Source organism: Mycolicibacterium aromaticivorans JS19b1 = JCM 16368 (assembly GCF_000559085.1).
In the GTDB taxonomy this organism is placed as follows: domain Bacteria; phylum Actinomycetota; class Actinomycetes; order Mycobacteriales; family Mycobacteriaceae; genus Mycobacterium; species Mycobacterium aromaticivorans.
In genome coordinates this window covers 1-17,099 of sequence record NZ_JALN02000003.1, presented here as the reverse complement: position 1 = coordinate 17,099, position 17,099 = coordinate 1, and the positions used below count along the sequence as shown (strand labels likewise).

General features: G+C 63.2%; 14 protein-coding genes and 5 pseudogenes. 8 read left to right on the top strand and 11 right to left on the bottom strand.

The window, feature by feature from the left end:
- Nucleotides 1–61: 61 nt before the first annotated feature.
- From Y900_RS28505 to Y900_RS28495, 3 genes are all read left to right on the top strand, one after another.
- Nucleotides 62–445 (top strand): BlaI/MecI/CopY family transcriptional regulator, encoded by a 384-nt coding sequence (locus tag Y900_RS28505; protein ID WP_036349165.1) that lies wholly within the window; start codon nucleotides 62–64, stop codon nucleotides 443–445.
- A complete protein-coding gene (locus Y900_RS28500) occupies nucleotides 442–1,386 on the top strand; it encodes a M56 family metallopeptidase (protein WP_036349162.1) in 945 nt (314 codons plus the stop codon). The genes Y900_RS28505 and Y900_RS28500 overlap by 4 nt, the downstream gene beginning before the upstream one ends.
- A 368-nt stretch (nucleotides 1,387–1,754) precedes the next feature.
- Nucleotides 1,755–2,099: a DUF3703 domain-containing protein gene (locus Y900_RS28495; RefSeq protein ID WP_036349160.1), complete on the top strand. Its 345-nt coding sequence runs from the start codon at nucleotides 1,755–1,757 to the stop codon at nucleotides 2,097–2,099.
- A 126-nt stretch (nucleotides 2,100–2,225) separates the two neighbouring features.
- Here the strand turns inward: Y900_RS28495 and Y900_RS28490 are convergent, their stop codons facing one another.
- The gene (locus tag Y900_RS28490) at nucleotides 2,226–4,352 is read right to left on the bottom strand and encodes a heavy metal translocating P-type ATPase (RefSeq protein WP_051660564.1); all 2,127 of its coding nucleotides are present in this window, start codon (nucleotides 4,350–4,352) and stop codon (nucleotides 2,226–2,228) included.
- A complete protein-coding gene (locus tag Y900_RS28485) occupies nucleotides 4,345–4,722 on the bottom strand; it encodes an ArsR/SmtB family transcription factor (RefSeq protein ID WP_036349467.1) in 378 nt (125 codons plus the stop codon). The genes Y900_RS28490 and Y900_RS28485 overlap by 8 nt, the downstream gene beginning before the upstream one ends.
- 242 nt (nucleotides 4,723–4,964) lie before the next feature.
- Here Y900_RS28485 and Y900_RS28480 point away from each other — a divergent pair.
- Nucleotides 4,965–5,623 (top strand): annotated as a pseudogene (locus tag Y900_RS28480) (DsbA family protein).
- Nucleotides 5,624–5,638: 15 nt separating this feature from the next.
- Here Y900_RS28480 and ripB read toward each other — a convergent pair.
- The gene (ripB, locus tag Y900_RS28475; RefSeq protein WP_036349158.1) at nucleotides 5,639–6,331 is read right to left on the bottom strand and encodes an NlpC/P60 family peptidoglycan endopeptidase RipB; all 693 of its coding nucleotides are present in this window, start codon (nucleotides 6,329–6,331) and stop codon (nucleotides 5,639–5,641) included.
- Between the two features lie 410 nt (nucleotides 6,332–6,741).
- Between ripB and Y900_RS28470 the strand changes: the two genes are divergently transcribed.
- From Y900_RS28470 to Y900_RS28460, 4 genes are all read left to right on the top strand, one after another.
- Entirely contained in the window at nucleotides 6,742–7,932 is a 1,191-nt protein-coding gene (locus Y900_RS28470) for a L,D-transpeptidase (protein WP_272945588.1), read from the top strand.
- 287 nt (nucleotides 7,933–8,219) lie between these two features.
- Nucleotides 8,220–8,840, top strand: a complete 621-nt coding sequence (locus Y900_RS31375) for a copper resistance protein CopC (protein WP_081845432.1) — start codon at nucleotides 8,220–8,222, stop codon at nucleotides 8,838–8,840.
- 485 nt (nucleotides 8,841–9,325) lie between these two features.
- Entirely contained in the window at nucleotides 9,326–9,571 is a 246-nt protein-coding gene (locus Y900_RS32830; RefSeq protein WP_192827624.1) for a hypothetical protein, read from the top strand.
- Nucleotides 9,546–10,774 (top strand): IS3 family transposase gene (locus Y900_RS28460; protein WP_085977995.1). Its coding sequence is split into 2 segments (ribosomal slippage): nucleotides 9,546–9,858 and nucleotides 9,858–10,774, totalling 1,230 coding nucleotides; the frame shifts between segments, so codons are not numbered across the junction. The genes Y900_RS32830 and Y900_RS28460 overlap by 26 nt, the downstream gene beginning before the upstream one ends.
- Nucleotides 10,775–10,963: 189 nt before the next feature.
- Here Y900_RS28460 and Y900_RS28455 read toward each other — a convergent pair.
- From Y900_RS28455 to Y900_RS28425, 8 genes and pseudogenes are all read right to left on the bottom strand, one after another.
- Nucleotides 10,964–12,154 (bottom strand): IS110 family RNA-guided transposase, encoded by a 1,191-nt coding sequence (locus tag Y900_RS28455; RefSeq protein ID WP_051660563.1) that lies wholly within the window; start codon nucleotides 12,152–12,154, stop codon nucleotides 10,964–10,966.
- Between the two features lie 65 nt (nucleotides 12,155–12,219).
- Nucleotides 12,220–13,153, bottom strand: a pseudogene (locus Y900_RS28450) (IS3 family transposase).
- Between the two features lie 102 nt (nucleotides 13,154–13,255).
- On the bottom strand, nucleotides 13,256–13,441 hold the full coding sequence (locus Y900_RS31370) for a transposase (RefSeq protein ID WP_109751301.1): 186 nt from the start codon (nucleotides 13,439–13,441) through the stop codon (nucleotides 13,256–13,258).
- A 661-nt stretch (nucleotides 13,442–14,102) separates the two neighbouring features.
- On the bottom strand, nucleotides 14,103–14,651 hold the full coding sequence (locus tag Y900_RS28440) for a cadmium resistance transporter (protein ID WP_036349154.1): 549 nt from the start codon (nucleotides 14,649–14,651) through the stop codon (nucleotides 14,103–14,105).
- A gap of 39 nt (nucleotides 14,652–14,690) precedes the next feature.
- Nucleotides 14,691–15,166: pseudogene (locus Y900_RS33860) on the bottom strand (transposase).
- 101 nt (nucleotides 15,167–15,267) lie between these two features.
- Nucleotides 15,268–15,966 (bottom strand): annotated as a pseudogene (locus Y900_RS33855) (IS256 family transposase); the annotation flags it as partial.
- Between the two features lie 203 nt (nucleotides 15,967–16,169).
- Entirely contained in the window at nucleotides 16,170–16,814 is a 645-nt protein-coding gene (locus tag Y900_RS28430; protein ID WP_036349152.1) for a cation efflux transmembrane domain-containing protein, read from the bottom strand.
- Nucleotides 16,811–17,099 (bottom strand): annotated as a pseudogene (locus Y900_RS28425) (ArsR/SmtB family transcription factor); the annotation flags it as partial. The gene Y900_RS28430 and the pseudogene Y900_RS28425, both read right to left, overlap by 4 nt.

The following is a 17,099-nucleotide window of genomic DNA, read 5'->3' as shown; positions in this document are numbered from 1 at the left end:
ACGCCCGAGTTGACTGCCGGACACCGTAAGCTATCTACGGACTAATTCAGGAGGTCGGATCATCGCGCGCGTACGTGGCTTTGGAGAACTTGAGGCAGCGATCATGGATCGACTGTGGAACCGTGACCCCGACTCTGACACGGCGGTCCGCGAGATATTTGACGCGCTCAGCACAGAACGCAAAATCGCCTACACAACGGTCATGTCCACGATGGACAATCTGCACGGCAAGGGCTGGCTGTCCCGGACACGTGACGGGAAGGCGTATCGCTACCGCCCGACGTTGACTCGCGAGGAGCACAGCGCCCGCTTGATGCTCGAAGCCCTCAACGGGGGCGGAAGCTCAGAGGCCGTACTGAGTCATTTCGTCGCGCAGATCGACGCCGAAGAGTCCGCCGATCTGCGCGCCGCGTTACGACGCCTGTCACGAAGGTCCAGACGATGACCGTCGCCGGCGCCCTCTTGCTCTACGTGATGATTGCCTTATCCGCGGGTCCGAGACTGCTGACTTCAATGACCTCCAACGGTCACGCTCCGCGCCTGGGGATCGCCGCGTGGCTGACAGCAATAATTACCGTCCTCGGATGTTCCGTCGTTGCAACGGTATTGCTGCTGATTGAAGGGGCCGGACACTGGGTTAGCCCCGATGCATTGCTCGCGTCATGCTTTGACCGGCTGCAAGCGATCCTTCTCGGCCATAGCGGCTGGGCCGCCAGGATGGTCGCGACAGCCGCAGTCACCATCCTCAGTGCTTGCTTGGTCCTCACCTGTGCCCGACTGGCCCGCGCCCTAGGACGTATGCGCGCCCACACATTTGCGCACGCGGACGCCGTCCGTTTAGTCGGCAAGTCGGACGGCGGTGATGTCGTCATCATCGACGCGGCCGAAGCCGCCGCGTATTGCGTCACAGGACGCCCGCCAGCGATCGTCGTCACGACAGCTGCACTTGCGGCTCTCGACGGAACCCAGCTAGCCGCCGTCGTCGCTCACGAGCGTGCTCATCTCGGAGGCCGGCACGCATATGTGGTCGCTGCGGTGCGCGGTCTCGCCGCCGCTCTCCCCCGCGTCAGGCTCCTCAGTAGCGCCGCGACGCAGATTTCGCTCCTACTAGAGATGTGTGCGGATGATGCTGCGGCGCAACGCCATGGGCGGCAACCGCTGCTTGCGGGGTTGCTCACATTGGCAGGTGCGTCTGCACCTATGCACGGCTTGGCCGCAGCAAGTGTCGCCGTACTCGTCCGAGCAGAACGTCTCAGCGCTCCGCAGATCGGATTTGCGCAGCTTTGGGCGCGCGTAACGCTGAGTGGCGCTCTCGCGGCAATGGCTGCGATACCGACGACTATCGTCGCCCTGTCGCTTTCCGGTGCCTTGGCCTGCTTTGCGTAACTCGCTGAGCTTTGTTGTGTGGGTCGACACCTACGTCGCAGCTAAAAAGTAGCTGCCTACCATCTCGTGCCGCCTGCATCACTGATCTTCGTAGTGACTATGAACGATGGTGGTGCACTCATCAAGAAAGCCACATTCTAACGAATCAATGTCCGTTAGAATGACTGCATGGCCGTGGCAGCGACCGCCAGTTTTCCCGGGCGGCTAGACCTATTAGTCGCAGACCAGCTGCGTAACAACCTGCCGTCAGCCTTCGGCGCTGCGTCGTGCGTGAAGGCCCAAGAGCCTGGACGCCGAAGGTCCCCAACTCGTATCTCATCGGACGCCAGTCGACCGCGCTGCACTCGTCGGCTGCGACGGGATTTGTCATGACCCGTCTTCATCCTGGGGCTCGAGAGGGATACCGCCGCGAGATGGCCGCGGCAAAGGACGCGGCCAATCCCCCGCTCAGGTGGCAGCACCTCGAACGTGCCCACATCTTGTCCCAACCAGATCCGTGGCTGCACACTCAAAATCATGCGGCGATGCTCACTCTCGCTCTACGACAACGTGATCGGCGCGAAGCCCTCGGCCAACTCGTTCGGCTCATCGTGGCGGCGCCGGGATCGATAACTGGGCGCTACCCGGTGGGCAACACCGGGCGGGTCGGCGCTGGCCTGATGACGCCAATGCCAATTCCGGTCGATCTCGCTGTGCTGGTCGTCGTTGAATAATCGCCGAGAGTGCTCGACGACAGTGCGACGAAATTAGTGCCTATGTCGTTGCGTGCAGCGTCGAGAACACCAACCCGCCCATCAGGTTGAAATGGCGCGTCCCAGCCGCTTTGGCGCAGGCCGAGGTCACCGATGCTGCTCTTGTTCTTGAGCTTGGTTCATGTCGAGTTCGGTGTCGGAGTCCGGTGCGCAGCAGGAGCATTCGTCGTCGGCTTGGGTTAGCAGAACGGGTTGCCTCCGACGTTCCGGTCGAGATGTCACCTCGGGCGCGATGGGAAGGGCGCAGCACGCATCGACTGGCGCCGGCGGTGCGCCGATGTCGACGTGATGCACCGCCGACGTCGGCGCGGGTGCAGCCGTCAGACCGGGCAGTGGCCGGGTGCGCGCGGCCCGTATCGCGTTCAGGATGACCAGGACTTCGGCCATCTCATGCACGAACACGACGGCGGCCAGGCCGAGCACGCCGAACGCAGCCAACGGGATCAGCGAGGCGATGATCAGCATCGAGAACCCGATGTTCTGCACCATGATGCGGCGGGCGCGGCGGGCGTACGACAGCACCTGGGGCAGGTGTCGCAGATCCTCACCCATAAGTGCCACGTCGGCGGTTTCGATGGCGACATCAGTGCCCATTGCACCCATCGCGATGCCGATGTCGGCGGTAGCCAAGGCCGGGGCGTCGTTGACGCCGTCGCCGACCATGGCGATGGGCCGCCCACCGGACAGCTCAGGCAGCAGTCGAGCCTTGTCCTCGGGCAGCAACTCCGAGTGCACGGTGGTGATACCGGCCTCCTCGGCGAGTGCGTCGGCGGTCAGCTTGTTATCCCCGGTGAGCATGGCCACGTCGACGCCGATTTGGCGCAGCAGCCGAATCGATTCGGGCGCCTCGGGGCGCAGTTCGTCGCGCACCGCGATCGCGGCCCGAACGACGCCAGCCCGCTCCAGGACCACCACGGTTGCACCGGCGGCCTGCATGCGAGTCACGTCGACGGCAAGCGGGCCCGGCGGCACCCAACTGGGCTTGCCGAGACGCACTGCGACGTCCCCGAGCTGGCCTTCGATACCGTGACCGGCCACTGCGGTGACGTCGCTGGCCGGTGCCACCTCGCTGGTCGCGGACACGATGGCTTGGGCCAGCGGGTGTTCGCTGCGAACCTCGAGTGCGGCAGCGGTCTGCAGCGCGTCGACCTCGGTCTCCCCGTCGACAGTGACAACCTCGACAACCTGCGGCTTGTTGCCGGTCAGCGTGCCGGTCTTGTCCAGGGCGATCACCTTAATGCGGCCCAGCGCCTCGACCGCTGCACCGCCCTTGACCAGGGCGCCTTGACGACTGGCGGCGCCGATGGCGGCTACGACCGTCAGCGGGACCGCGATAGCCAGGGCACACGGCGAGGCAGCCACCAGCACCACGAGCGCGCGCTCCAGCCAGAGCATCGGATCCCCGAACAGCGCACCGAACCCGGCGATGACCGCCGCAAGGATCATGATCGCCGGGACGAGCGGTTTGGCTACGCGGTCGGCCAGCCGCTGGCCAGCGCCTTTGCGCTCCTGAGCCTCTTCGACGATATGCACGATGCGGGCCAGCGAGCTATCGGCAGCCAGCGCGGTGACCTCGACTTCGACGGCGCCACCGCCGTTGATAGCACCAGCGTGCACATCGCTGCCAGGCCCGGCTTCGACCGGCACGGACTCGCCGGTGATCGCCGACAGATCCAGGCTGGTCCGCCCCGTGGTGATCGTCCCGTCGGTGGCTGCACGTTCACCGGGCCGCAGCACCATGACATCGCCCAACGCCAATTCGTCTGGCGCCACGGTGAATTCGGTTCCGCCGCGGATCACCGAGACGGTCGGCGGTACAAGCGTGAGCAGAGCCCGCAGCCCTCGCCGAGTCCGGGTGACAGCGTAATGCTCCAGACCCTCGGCTATGGAGAACAGGATTCCGAGCAGAGCCGCCTCAGGGAACTGACCCAGGGCCACCGCGCCGATTGCCGCGATGGTCATCAGCGTGCCGACGTTGATGTGGCCGTGCCGCAGATTGCACAACGCGTCGGGCACAAACGTATACGCGGCGGTCCCGGCCGCGATGAGCTCCAACGCCACCGCGAAGGGGTGATAGCCGGTTCGTCCGATCAGCCAGCCGATGATCAACAGCACTGCGGCGATAGCGGCGAGCTGGAGCTCGCGAACCTGCCAGAGTCGTTCCGGCCCAGCCTCGGGTTCCCCGGTTTCGGGTCCGCAGCATGCGTCAGACATGATCGACCTCTTGATCGGTCGTCACATCGAGGACCGCGCCGATAAGTCGGCGGCCGCGTTCGGTGAGGCTGTACATCACCAGCTTGCCGCTACGGCGCGAGGACACCATGCCGGCGATCTTGAGCTGGCGCAGGTGGTGGGACACGAGGTTCTGCGCCAGTCCCACCACCCACGCCATGTCGCACACGCAGAGTTCGTCGCCGGTGCTCAGCGCCGTGGCGATCATCACGCGGGTCGGGTCACCGAGCCCCCGAGCGGCGGCCGCGGCGGCCTCGATCCGCGGCGGGGGTGGCAGCGTGGCGCGAATGGCTTCGGCGTGCGGGAGATCGAGACAGAGGAGATCGCAGCTGTCGATCGGCTGATCAGTCACCACAACACACTAACGGATGTTGATATGAGAAGAGCCCGCGATCGGCGGCCGAGGAAGTGGCTATTGACTCACCCTGCCTGCCAGGTCGCGCCTCCGTCCCCACATCTGCTTCGAGTCGATGTGAGCCACCTACGGCCTTACTACGTATATAGTCGTAGCACGATCCCCAATTGAGCATCTCTCGCAGACCGTCGTTGTCGTGAGGGTGCAAGGCCCGGCTACGTAGGTGAAAGACAAACCCCATGGCTCCTCTTACACGAATTCTGCTGACTACTTTCACGGTCATCACCGTCATCCTCGGGGTCGGGGTCTACCTCTCGGTTCGCGACCGGCAGGCCCCCGCGGTGGCGGAGGCTCAGTCCGGGGATGCCGGTCAGTTGGTTCGCGATAACAGTCATCGCCTCAATACAGTTCCGAGCAGCGACGTCACTTTTGTGGAGTTCCTCGATTTCGAATGGAAGCATGCCGGGCAGCGTTCCCGCTCGTCGAGCAGCTGCGGTCGCAGTACGGGGACCGGGTCAACTTCGTTGTCCGCTACTTCCCGATCCCAGCCCACTTCAACGCCGAACGAGCCGCTCGCGCAGTCGAATCAGCAGCCCAGCAAGGCAAATTCGAGCCGATGTACAAGAAGATGTATGAGACGCAAAGCCAATGGGGAGAACAGAAGACGCCAGCAGACGCGACATTCCGGGGTTTTGCCACCGAACTAGGCCTCGATATGACGAAATTCGATGCAGCCTACAACGATCCCGCCACTGTCGCGCGAATCAATCAAGACGTTGCCGACGGCAAAGCACTTGGCGTCGACGGAACGCCAACCATGTTCCTGGACGGCAAGCGCTTGAAGTACAAGAGCTACTCCGACTTGTCGAGCGCGATCGATCAGGCGCTGCAGCGGTAGCGCACGCCGTGCCGATCACCCTTCAATGACCCGAGCAACATAGGGCGTCATCCCCGCCATCCTTACTGGGGAGACTTTGACCGGCACGCCTGTCTGTTGAGCCTCAAGCATCTGTCCGCCGCCGAGGTAGATCGCTTCATGCTGACTACCTCCCGGACCCCAAAACAACAGGTCGCCTCTTTTTGCCTGCGACGGAGGAACTTTGCGGCCAGCGTTGTACTGGTCACCCGACCACCGCGGGAGCAATATGCCCACACCCGCATAGGCATATCGGGTGAGGCCTGAGCAGTCGAAGCCGATCGTGTTGGCGCCGGAATCAATCCCGGCGCTAGGACCGGTCAGGTTGCCTCCACCCCACGAATAAGGAACTCCGATTTGGCTACCAGCGCGACGGATGACGTATTCGATCGCTTGTGCTCCAGAGACACGGTTCAGGCCAGTGGGCGCGGCAACGTCGGAACTCGCTAGCCCCAAGCTCTGAAGGAACGCCCGACCGAGGTCCATCGTTGTCTGGGCGGCCAGCGTGCCGGCCCGAAGGGATGCGTTCGCGACAGCAAGCGGGTCGCCGGGCGCGCCTGCACTGGCGACTCGGGGAAGTAAGGGATCCCAGGTGTCGATCCCGGGATTCGCTTCGGCCGAGGCTGTGGCTTGCAGAGCGATCACAGCCAGCAGGAGGCAAAGCACACGTCCGATTCGCCGGTAGAACATTGATCTTCACCGTCCTTGCCGCTAGACAGACACCCGCGCCATTGCGCCGTCGCCACTGTCCGCCGTTTAGGCGGATCTCCGCATCACCCGAGCGGTGTTACGGTCATACGCAGTACTTAGTTGCTACGTATTTGACGAACCGTAACAGCGGACATCGAGGGTTCACACCGGCCCGTCGTATCACTTGAGTAACAATCGGTATCACCAGCGCGTCGGTTCGAAGCAAAGCACCACGCGAAGCGTGCCATCGCGAGCCGGCAACGCAATACCACCGCCATCTCGGGAAGGCAGCCTGCCACCCACCTCTTACGTAGTTGATACGTAAGATGGGGGTGGCAACACGTACGGCAACCGGCAGGATGGATTACATGACGCGGATCCGCGCCGCAGCTATTACGCGACGCAGAGACATGTGGCGGACAGCGCGGCTCGTGCTGGCAGTGGGCATCACCGCCATCGTCGGGGTGAGCGCCTGCGGTCCGGCGCCCTCTACGCCATCACAACTCGGCGCAATCGTGGAAAAAGGCACCCCCTACAGCGATCTGCTCGTTCCGAGCCTAAAAATGTCGGTCAGCGAAGGTGCAGTTGGCGTTTCAGTCGAGTCGCCCATAACGGTCAGCGCAGCGAGCGGCGTCCTCGGGCCGGTTGCGTTGATCAACGACCGAGGCCGCGTCGTGAACGGCGAACTGAGCTCCGATGGTGTGACCTGGCGATCCACGGAACCGCTGGGATACAACCGGACGTACACCTTGAACGCTGAGGCGCTGGGTCTCAGCGGTGTGGCACAGAAAACCGCCACCTTCCAGACACATTCACCGCAGAACCTCACGATGCCCTACGTGTCGCCAAACGACGGAAGTGTTGTGGGAGTCGGCCAGCCGATCGCAGTGCGGTTCGACGAAAACATTTCTGATCGACTCGCCGCCCAGCGGTCGATCAGTATCACGACAAACCCTCCAATCGACGGAGCCTTCTACTGGCTGAACGACCGCGAAGTACGCTGGCGCCCAGCGCAATACTGGAAACCCGGAACCACAGTCAGCGTCCAGGTCAAAGCGTACGGCGCCGATTTCGGCGGCGGCCTATTTGGACAGGACGACGTCTCGACTCGCTTCACGATCGGCGACGAGGTCATTGCGACTGCCGACGACGCCACCAAGACGATGACCGTGCGCGTGAATGGTTCCGTGGTCAAGACGATGCCCATCTCAATGGGCAAGAACAAGACCCCGACTGACAACGGAACTTACATCATCGGTGATCGGTACCCCACGCTCGTCATGGATTCCTCGACCTATGGGGTACCGGTCAACTCACCGGACGGGTACCGGACAGAAGTAAACTGGGCCACTCAGATGTCCTATAGCGGAATCTACGTTCACTCCGCACCGTGGTCCGTCGGAAGCCAGGGACGAAATAACGTCAGTCACGGCTGCCTCAACGTCAGCCCAGAAAACGCGAAATGGTTCTACGACACGACAAAACGTGGCGATGTCGTCGAAGTCATCAACACCGTGGGACCGACGTTGCCAGGGACCGACGGGCTCGGCGACTGGAATGTTCCGTGGGACCAATGGAGTGCCGGTAATGCCGCGCTGTAGCGCCGACCAACCGGCTTCCATGAACTCATCCCCCGCCGCGACACTCAAACAGGGCGTGGCGATAGATTCTTGGCGGGCTCGAACGCAAAGCGAAAGGTTCACTTCCCCAATATTTTTGAATCCTTCAGCCGTATTTAGGCCGAATGGCCGCGGCACCATGGGCAGCAGATGAGTGCTACAGCTGTGCACGACGGCCGCCCCGCCATCCCCAACACGTCGAAACATACACTCGGAGCGCGCCGCCAACAGCCAGCCGGGCGCGAGCAAGAACAGGACGGTGAAAATTGATGCGCACGTTCGCCACAACCGTGATGGCGCTGACCCTTTGGTGGCTAGGCAATGGGATTGCCTCGGCCCACACCGGGCTGGTGAGCTCCGACCCTTCCGCTGATAGCACAGTGTCGACGCCTCCGAGCGTCATCACCTTGACCTTCAACGAAGACATCAAACCAACGTTCGCAACCGTCGTCGTCAACAGCGCAGACGGTCGCAATTGGATAGTTGGACCGCCCCGAGTCGAGGGGCCCCGTATTTCCGCAACCGTCGGGTCAGATCGCCCCACGAGCGGCGTTTACACCGTTGGCTACCGCGTGGTCTCAGCAGATGGGCACCCGGTTTCTGGTTCCTACACATTCACGATTGCCGGCCCTCCCGCTGGGTCACAACCTCCGATCACGACGTCCGGCGCCGCGCCGACAACTACTTCTGCCCCACAATCACCGGCGGCGGCCGGCTCCGACACCAAGACATCGATCCTCGCAGCAGGTGGCGCCGGCCTCGCATTGGGTGGCGCCATCGCACTATGGCAAGCGTGGCGGCGGCGACGAGCCCGTACGACACTCAGCGAATCGGAGTCCACCAGCATGGCAATTCCGGATCACGAGCCGAAGAAGCCGCCCGCTGACTAGACGCTCAGCTCGGCGTCGAGTCAGGGATAGGAGCCACAGCTTCGAACTACCCAGGGAGGCGGGTTGATCGTGACCGAAGGTGACCGCGGCGGGTGAACCCCTTGCATTACGCGGTGGTTGACGGGCCCAGCGACATGGCCTTTCTGACCTCGACAGAGCCGAATGATGTCAAGCACCGACAACTCTGTGACTACATCATCGCCAACACAAGAAATATGTAGGGCAGCGGCTCAGATGTCAATCTTTCAAGCGGATCTGGAACCGCAGTTCGAAGACCTGGGCTTTGGCTGGCGGTCCACGAATGCGAGCTTGTTGAGTGCGACTGGACGGGGCTCCTCCAAGCCGTCAACACGCGGACTGGCCCCGATGGACTAACACTCGTCGAATACGACATCGGCCAATCCGTCACTTTCCAGGCCGTACTCGACAACGGGACGGATGTCGAGCCAGCTTGGTAGATCAGCGATCCCGACATTCTCAATCGCGTGCGGGTGGAAGCGGAGGTCGACATGATCGTGCGCGTGGCGGTCTTGTTCGGCGACGAATTCGGATTCAGCATCGACGAGCTGTCAAGACGCCGCACCGATCGCAGCGGACCAGGGACGCCGATCTATTGGGCGCGCAACCCCGATCGGGACTTGACCCCGTGTGTTGGACACGCTCAATCCCAGGAATGTGCTGGGGGAAGCGAGATGATCCAACCCGATGGCAAGGAAAAATTACCCCGATGAGTTCAAGCGTGACGCGGTCGCGCTCTACCGGGACACCGAGGGCGCGACGATCGCCCAGATCGCTGCCGAGCTCGGTGTCAGCGAGGCCACGCTCTCGGCGTGGTGCAAGTCGGCCGGGGTGCCGATTCGGCACCGCCGCGGTGTCGTAGTGGCCGAGCCTGTGCTAGGGGCCGAGAGCCCTGAGCAGGAGCTGGCCCGCCTCCGCAGTGAGGTCAAGGCGTTACGCGCCACCGAGGCGCGGTTGTCCACCGAGCGTGACATCTTGCGGTCGGCGGCCAAATATTTCGCCGGGGAGACGAACTGGTGAGCCGCTTTCAGTTTGTCGCCGACCACCTGCACGCCTTCGAGGTGAAGTGGCTCTGCGCAGTCGTCGAGGTTGCGCGTTCGTCGTTCTACGCGTGGTTGGCCGGTGCTGACGGACGAGCGGCCCGTCGGGCTGCTGACGAGGCGCTGGCCGAGCGTATCCGCGCCGTCCACGACGAGGACAACACCTACGGGGCGCCGCGGATCACCGCCGAGCTCAACGACGGTGCGCCCGAGGGGCAGCGGGTCAACCACAAGCGGGTGGCTCGGGTGATGCGCGGCGCCGGGATCGCCGGTTATCGACGCCGACGTCGGGTCAAGACGACCGTGGCGGACCCGGCGAACCAGAAGGTCCCCGACCTGCTCAAACGCGATTTCACCGCCGCGCAGGTCAACACCCGTTACGTCGGCGACATCACCTACTTGCCATTGGCGACCGGCGCCAACCTGTACCTGGCCACCGTGATCGACTGCTGTTCACGGCGGGTCGCCGGGTGGGCGATCGCCGATCACATGCGCACCGAACTGGTCATCGATGCGCTCAAAGCCGCTGCTGCACTGCGGGGTTCACTGGCTGGTGCAATATTCCATGCAGATCATGGAAGTCAGTACACCTCACGGGATTTCGCGAATCTCTGCCGCGATCTGGGGGTCGTCCAGTCGATGGGTGCGGTGGGGTCAAGTGCCGATAACGCGTTGGCCGAATCGTTCAACGCCGCCCTCAAGCGCGAGATTCTGCAAGACCGTGCCTGCTGGCCGGACGCGGCGATCTGCCGCCGTGAGGTCTTTCGGTGGCTGGCCCGCTACAACACCACACGACGGCACTCCTACTGCCGTCATTCCAGCCCCGCGACCTACGAAAGGAACCTGACACCGGCTACGCTGCCCGAAGCCGCATAACCACAAATCCCGTGTCCACTACATGGGGGCAAGGCCCATCAGCTGTCGTTGCTCGATACCGACAAAGATGCGGGCTGACAGCGCCCACGTTCGGTTGATACGTCCGATCGCTCAACTCGCGCGGAAGAATGAATTCCGATTCCGGTGCACTGAGCTTGGCCATTACGGAAATGACTCTCAATGTCTGTGTCAAGCTGCCGTAGGCGCGATTTGGGGTGATTCTGGTTGCCAGCTGCGGTTGTCTCGGATGAGTGCGTAGAGCACGTTGGTGCGGCGGCGAGCGAGGCAGATCGTGGCCGGGATCGGCCGTTTTCCTTGTTGTCGTTTGCGCTGGTAGTAGGCCCGCGAGTCGGGGTCGCAGCGGGCTGCGGTCAACGCCGACATGTACATCACGCGCCGCAACCGACGGCTGTATCGGTGCGGGGTGTGTAGTCGTCCGGTGCGTTTACCGGAGTCTCGCGACACCGGCGCCAGCCCGGCCCAGGCGGCCAGTTGGTCGGCCGAGCCGATCAAAGCGGGATCACCGACCGCGGCCAGGAATTCCGCGCCCAGACGGAATCCCATACCGGGCATGCTGGTGATCACTTCGGCGAGCGGATGGCGGCGAAATCGGTCCTCGATGTCGGCGTCGGTGGTCTTGATGCGCTCATCGAGGGCGATCACCTCCTTCGCCAGGTCGGCGACCAGCCCGGCGGCCACGCCTTCACCGGGCAGTCGGACCATTTGCGTCTTGGCAGCAGCCACCGCAGCCGAGGCGATCATGGCTGCGTTTCGAACACCTGCATCGGTTAGCATCCGGCTCAGGCGTGAAACACCGCTTTGCCGAATGGCTTTGGGCCTCTGATAGCGCGCCAGCAGCACGACCCAGCCTCGGTCTGAGCGGAGTTGGGCGACGCGTTCGAGCGCCGGACATAGAGCGACCAGCTGTTGGTGAAGCCGGTTGATCGTGCGTGTGCGATCGGCCACCAGATCAGCGCGGTGCGCGGTCAACATCCGCAGTTCGGCAATCAGGTCGTCGTCAGGATGCAATACCGGTAGATCCTGCCCGCGCATCCGAGATTGATCGGCGATGACCCGGGCGTCTTTGGCGTCGGTCTTGGCTTCCCCGCCACGGTAGGTCCCCGATGCCTGCCACACCGCGCGGCCAGCCAAGTACCGAACCGTCTTGCCGGCATCGGCAAGCACCGTCAACAGCAACGCGGCATAGACCGTGCTCAGATCCACTGTCCAGCACACCTGATCAGCCAAAGCATCGATCTCTGCGACCAGGGCACGGATCGGATCCTCATCATTGGACAGCTTGCGGGACAGCACCACTGCCCCGCTGCCGTCGACCACGCACACCCAATGCTGCTCCTTGCCGACATCCACACCAGCCACAACCGGTCTGTCGCCATCGCAATCCTTTTCGCTTGTGTGGTTCCCCCGAGATCGTGGAGGGTTTCTTAAGCCGCTTGCGGCTTCGGTTGTTGTTCCCTGATCTCGTAGTTGACGGGTGAGAGCCCGTCGGCGGCGCTGTGTCGGCGTTGGTGGTTGTAGAACGTGTAGCACCAGTCGATGACGACGGCCCGCGCTTGGATGGTATCACTGAATGTGTTGCGGGACAGGACTTCCCACTCCAGCGAGGAGAAGAACGCTTCGGCGGCGGCGTTGTCGAAACACGATCCCACTCGTCCCATCGACTGCCGGATCCCGGAGTGTGGCACACAGCCGCCGAAACGCCTTGGCGGTGTAGGTGGCGCCACGGTCGGTGTGGAAGATGACCCGCTGGGCCTCCTCGTCGCGCCAGATGGCCTGCGGGCCTCCCCGGGTGGCCACGGCCATCTGGACGGCCGCACACGCCAACCCGGCATCCGCGCGGGTACTGGTGGCCGCCCCGAGCAACCGCCGGCTGTACAAATCGATCACCGTGGCCAGATACAGCTTCCCGGAAGCAGTCGGGATCTCGGTCATATCGCCTACCCATTTCTGGTTCGGCCTAGCGGCGGTGAAGTTGCGTTTGAGCAGGTCGGGGAACTTCGGTGCGGTCTTGTCAGTCCGAGTGCAGCCTCCTCGGCGCCGCTTCTTACGTGCCACCAGGTGCTGACGGCGCATCGAGTCGGCCACCGTCTTCTCCGACACCGTCCAGCCCAGATCGCGCAGATCGGCCGCCAGCCGCGGCGAACCATGCAACCCCTTGGCTGTGTTGAAGGCCGTGTGGACCGCCTCGTCGAGGGCGGCGCGTCGCCGATCAGAGTCGGTGTGCACCCCATCAGGGTCGCCGGCGCGGGCCAGCCACTTGTAGAACCACGACACACTGATTCCCAGCAGCGCACAGGTAAACGTATGGGGCACTCGGTATTTGGTCCTCTGGTCAGCGACAAAGCGTGCCACGCTCACTTCGTCGCCTCCTTCACCCACAGGACCACGGATCGCTTGAGGACATCGCGCTCCATCCGCAGCTCGGCGTTCTCGCTGCGCAGGCGCTTGAGCTCGTCCATGTCATCGCGGGTCAACTCCCCGCGCCCCTCCCGGGCCTCGCGGTCCCGGGTCACCCAGTTCCCGAGGGTGCCCCTCGTTGACCCCGAGCTCCCGCGCGATCGCCGCGATCGGCTTCCCTGTCTCGTGCACGATCCGCACCGCGCCCTCACGGAACGCCCGGTCGTACTTCTTGCGTTTCTCTGGCATCTCGACCCCTATTGTGGATGCCTCCACGCTCCCGGGGGAACCTCACTTGTCTGCCAACACAAACCACACGGACAACCCCGCCAGCGTTTCCTTAAACAAGCGATCACATCGCAGATCTCAATCAGCAGCCCGAGGAAGTCCAAGCAGGCCGGGCGGCCAGTCATTTCAAGCCGCACCAAAGGCCGGCAACAACAATCACAGCCTCACCCGACCCACTCGGGTCACAGCACAACGTAACAACACGCAGTAACTGCACCTACGAACTTAAGGACAACTTCATTGAGACCGACAGGACCGCGATTGTCTCAGTCGACTTGACACTATCCCTGATGGCGGATGACAACATGACTGAGACCGGACATCTTCTTCTCGTCGTCGGCGGCGGTGGTGTCCGGAAGGCAAAGGCCAGACCAGCCGCCGCCACCATTCCGGACCGGACTATGACCTTCTCGATGCGAACGAGACGACTTGGAGGTTTGTCACCGTCGGGCGCGTTGGGAACGTTAGAAATAGCAGTTCAACGGGTTGGCGACGTTGACGAATTGAGAGCGTCACAGAAGCTACTGCGGACGGATTGCGGACGCACACGCGCCGGAGAGAGAGAAGACGCTGGCCGTACGAGGCGTGACATGGCTGCGCAGAGGGGCCACCCTCCACCCCCTCACAGACCGAATGCGCCTCCTTCGATGAGAATCACCAGGCCTATGCCGATGAGCACGACCGGCAGAATGAAATGGCCCCAGCGGGTGAGTATCCGTGCGACAGCGGGGTGTCTAGCGAAGTACCAGCCGGCCAGGCACCAGAACGCCACTCCAATCAAGAAGACACTGACGTAACCAGTCATGCCGCTGAAACTTGTCACCGAGAACACTGGCACGTAGACGCCTATGTTGTCGCCGCCGTTGGCGAAGGTGACGGTGGCGATTTGCATGACGCCAGCCTTGTCGGTCGGCGAAGCGTCCCTTGGGTTGTCCTCTTCGCCGTGCTCACGCCATAGTTTCCATGCGGCACGGACCCCCAGCAGCAATGGAAGCAGCCCGAGATACGGAATCGCTGCTCTTGGCAGAAGCTCAGCCCCTAGTGCGCCGGCCACGGAAACGGCGAGGATCGCAGCGAAGCCGACGTACTGTCCCAACACGACTCGAATTGCCGCTGCGCGTGACGGCCCTGCTTGGCCAAAGAACACCGCCAACACGACTATGTCGTCGATGTGGGTCTATCTCGCTAACGGTGTTTCCGGCGTTTTTCATCAGTAGGTTTCGGCTGCCGGGAATCGGTCGGCGAAGGTGATCGCGAACGCATTGAGGGCAGGTTTCCACCGCATCGTCCATCGTGCCCTGCCGACACCGGTCGGGTCCAGTGATCGGGTCACCAGATACAGGCACTTGAGCGCCGCCTGCTCGGAGGGGAAGTGTCCGCGGGCCTTGATCGCGCGGCGGTAGCGGGCGTTGAGCGACTCGATCGCGTTCGTCGAGCAGATCACTCGCCGGATCTCCACGTCGTAGTCCAGGAACGGAATGAACTCCGCCCAGGCGTTGTCCCAGAGCCGGATCACTGCCGGGTAGCGCTGCCCCATTTCTCGGCCAGCTCGTCGAACGCCGCCCGAGCCGCGGTCGCGTTGACCGCAGTGTAGATCGGCTTGACGTCGCCCTTGATCTCGTCCCAGTACTTGCGGGACGTGAGCCGAAAAGTGTTGCGCAGCAGATGAATGATGCACGTCTGCACGATCGCCTGCGGCACACATTGCCCACCACCTCGGCAGTCCTTGAGCCGTCGCAGACGACGAAGAAGGTGTCCTTGATGCCGCGGTTGCGTAGGTCGGTGAGCACGCTCATCCAGAACTTGGCGGCCCTCCCCGCGCGTGCCGGCCCACAAGCCGAGGATGTCGCGTCCCCGGCCAGGGTGACCCCGATGGCAGCGTAGAACGGCCGGTTGGCGACTTGGCCGTCGCGGACCTTGACCACGATCGCGTCGATGAAGATCGCGGCGTAGGTTTCATCCAGCGGTCGCACCGACCAGTCGTTCATCTCCTCAAGCACCTTGTCGGTGATGCGGCTGATCGTCTCTTTGGATACCGACGCCCCGTAGATCTCGGCGAAGTGCGCCGAGATCTCACCGGTGGTCAAGCCCTTCGCGTACAGCGACAGCACGACCTCGTCCACGCCGTTCAGGCGACGTTGGCGTTTCTTGACGATCTGAGGCTCGAAGGTCGATGCCCGATCGCGCGGCACGTCAAGTTCGACCGGGCCGGTGGTGTCGGTCAGCACCGTCTTGGTGCGGGTGCCGTTGCGGATGTTGCCCGACCCCGTCTCGGGCGGGTCGTGTTTCTCATAGCCGAGGTGCTCGGTCATCTCCTCATTGAGCGCGGTCTCGAGGACCGTCTTGGTCAACTGCTTGAGCAGCCCGTCGGGCCCGGTCAGCGACAAGCCCTGCTCCTGGGCCAATCGGACCAGTTCGACCGCAGCCTTCTGGCCTTCGGACTGCTCAGCCGCCTTCTTCTTCGCCACATCGTCCAGTGTCGTCATCACGGCACCTTTCTCGCCGAGCATCACTCAGCGTGTCAGTGCCGGAAACACCGTTAGATCCACAGTCCCGTCGATGTTGGTGACGGCGAATATCGACGCAGCCTTTCCAGTTAGCGTCCAGTCCACTGGCTGCGCCTCTCGCGTTTGTGCTGGCGGTGAATCGTCGATAGTGGCGCACTGCGGTAGTTGTCGATGTGACAGGGTTAGTCGTCGTCGCAGACCAGTTCGCCGTGCCACGCTTCGCGGCCTTCGTGGATGGCGAAGGCAGCGATGACGAACCCAGCTGCCGGATCGAGCCACGCGGCTCCGGTGAGTTCGAATAGGCCCACGCCGAGCAGGGTGGAAATGCTGAGCAGTACGCAGATTTTGGTCTGGGCGGCGTCAGCCAGGACGAGGTTGTCGTGCAGGGCTAGCCCGATGCGCTTTTTCGCTGCCGCCAAGACGGGCATCACGATGAGCGATGCCACAAGCAGGATAAGCGCCAGTGGGGAGCTGTGTGGCCTCTCGCCGGTCGTGATGTTGCGGATGCCTTCCATGGTGACGTAGGCGGCGAGGATGAAGAACGAGATGGCGACGAGCCGCAGGGTTTGACGTTCTTTACGTTCATCAGCGACCCCGTGGCGCAGGCGGGCGGACAGGCGCAGGGCGACCAAGATCGCGGTGAGGGACTCGATGGCCGAGTCGAATCCGAATCCGATGACCGATATGAGTCCAGCGACCAGTCCGGCTGTTACAGCGATGACGCCTTCGGCGACATTGTAGGCGATGGTGAATCGCGCTAGGCGTAGGGCCTTGCGGGTGAGCCGCGTGATTTCAGCGTCCGTGGGTGCGCCGCTGATGTTGGTCATGGCGTTTCGTTGGCGCAGCCGTCGATGCCGTAGGTCGGGCAGACGGCCACGGCCTCGCCCGTGGCGTCCAGCACGATCTGGGCCGAGGCCAGTACGTCGATCAGTGCGGGCTGCGTGAGCCGAAACAGCGAGGCCCGCCGACCGGCGCGGAGTCCACCAGACCGCACTCCCGCAGGCAGGCAAGGTGTTTGGAGACGGTGGACTGAGCCAACCCCACCGCTTGCACCAGCTCGACGACGCGCGCGGGCCAGCGGCCAGTCTGCGCACAATGGCCAGGCGGGTGGG

What these genes read in the sequence shown, in the direction of transcription:
- ripB (WP_036349158.1), bottom strand. Translation starts at nt 6,331, where the DNA reads ATGTTCTACCGGCGAATCGGACGTGTGCTTTGCCTCCTGCTGGCTGTG.
- Y900_RS31375 (WP_081845432.1), top strand. Translation starts at nt 8,220, where the DNA reads ATGCGCACGTTCGCCACAACCGTGATGGCGCTGACCCTTTGGTGGCTA.
- Y900_RS28470 (WP_272945588.1), top strand. Translation starts at nt 6,742, where the DNA reads ATGTGGCGGACAGCGCGGCTCGTGCTGGCAGTGGGCATCACCGCCATC.
- Y900_RS28430 (WP_036349152.1), bottom strand. Translation starts at nt 16,814, where the DNA reads ATGACCAACATCAGCGGCGCACCCACGGACGCTGAAATCACGCGGCTC.
- Y900_RS28495 (WP_036349160.1), top strand. Translation starts at nt 1,755, where the DNA reads ATGACCCGTCTTCATCCTGGGGCTCGAGAGGGATACCGCCGCGAGATG.
- Y900_RS28500 (WP_036349162.1), top strand. Translation starts at nt 442, where the DNA reads ATGACCGTCGCCGGCGCCCTCTTGCTCTACGTGATGATTGCCTTATCC.
- Y900_RS28490 (WP_051660564.1), bottom strand. Translation starts at nt 4,352, where the DNA reads ATGTCTGACGCATGCTGCGGACCCGAAACCGGGGAACCCGAGGCTGGG.
- Y900_RS31370 (WP_109751301.1), bottom strand. Translation starts at nt 13,441, where the DNA reads ATGCCAGAGAAACGCAAGAAGTACGACCGGGCGTTCCGTGAGGGCGCG.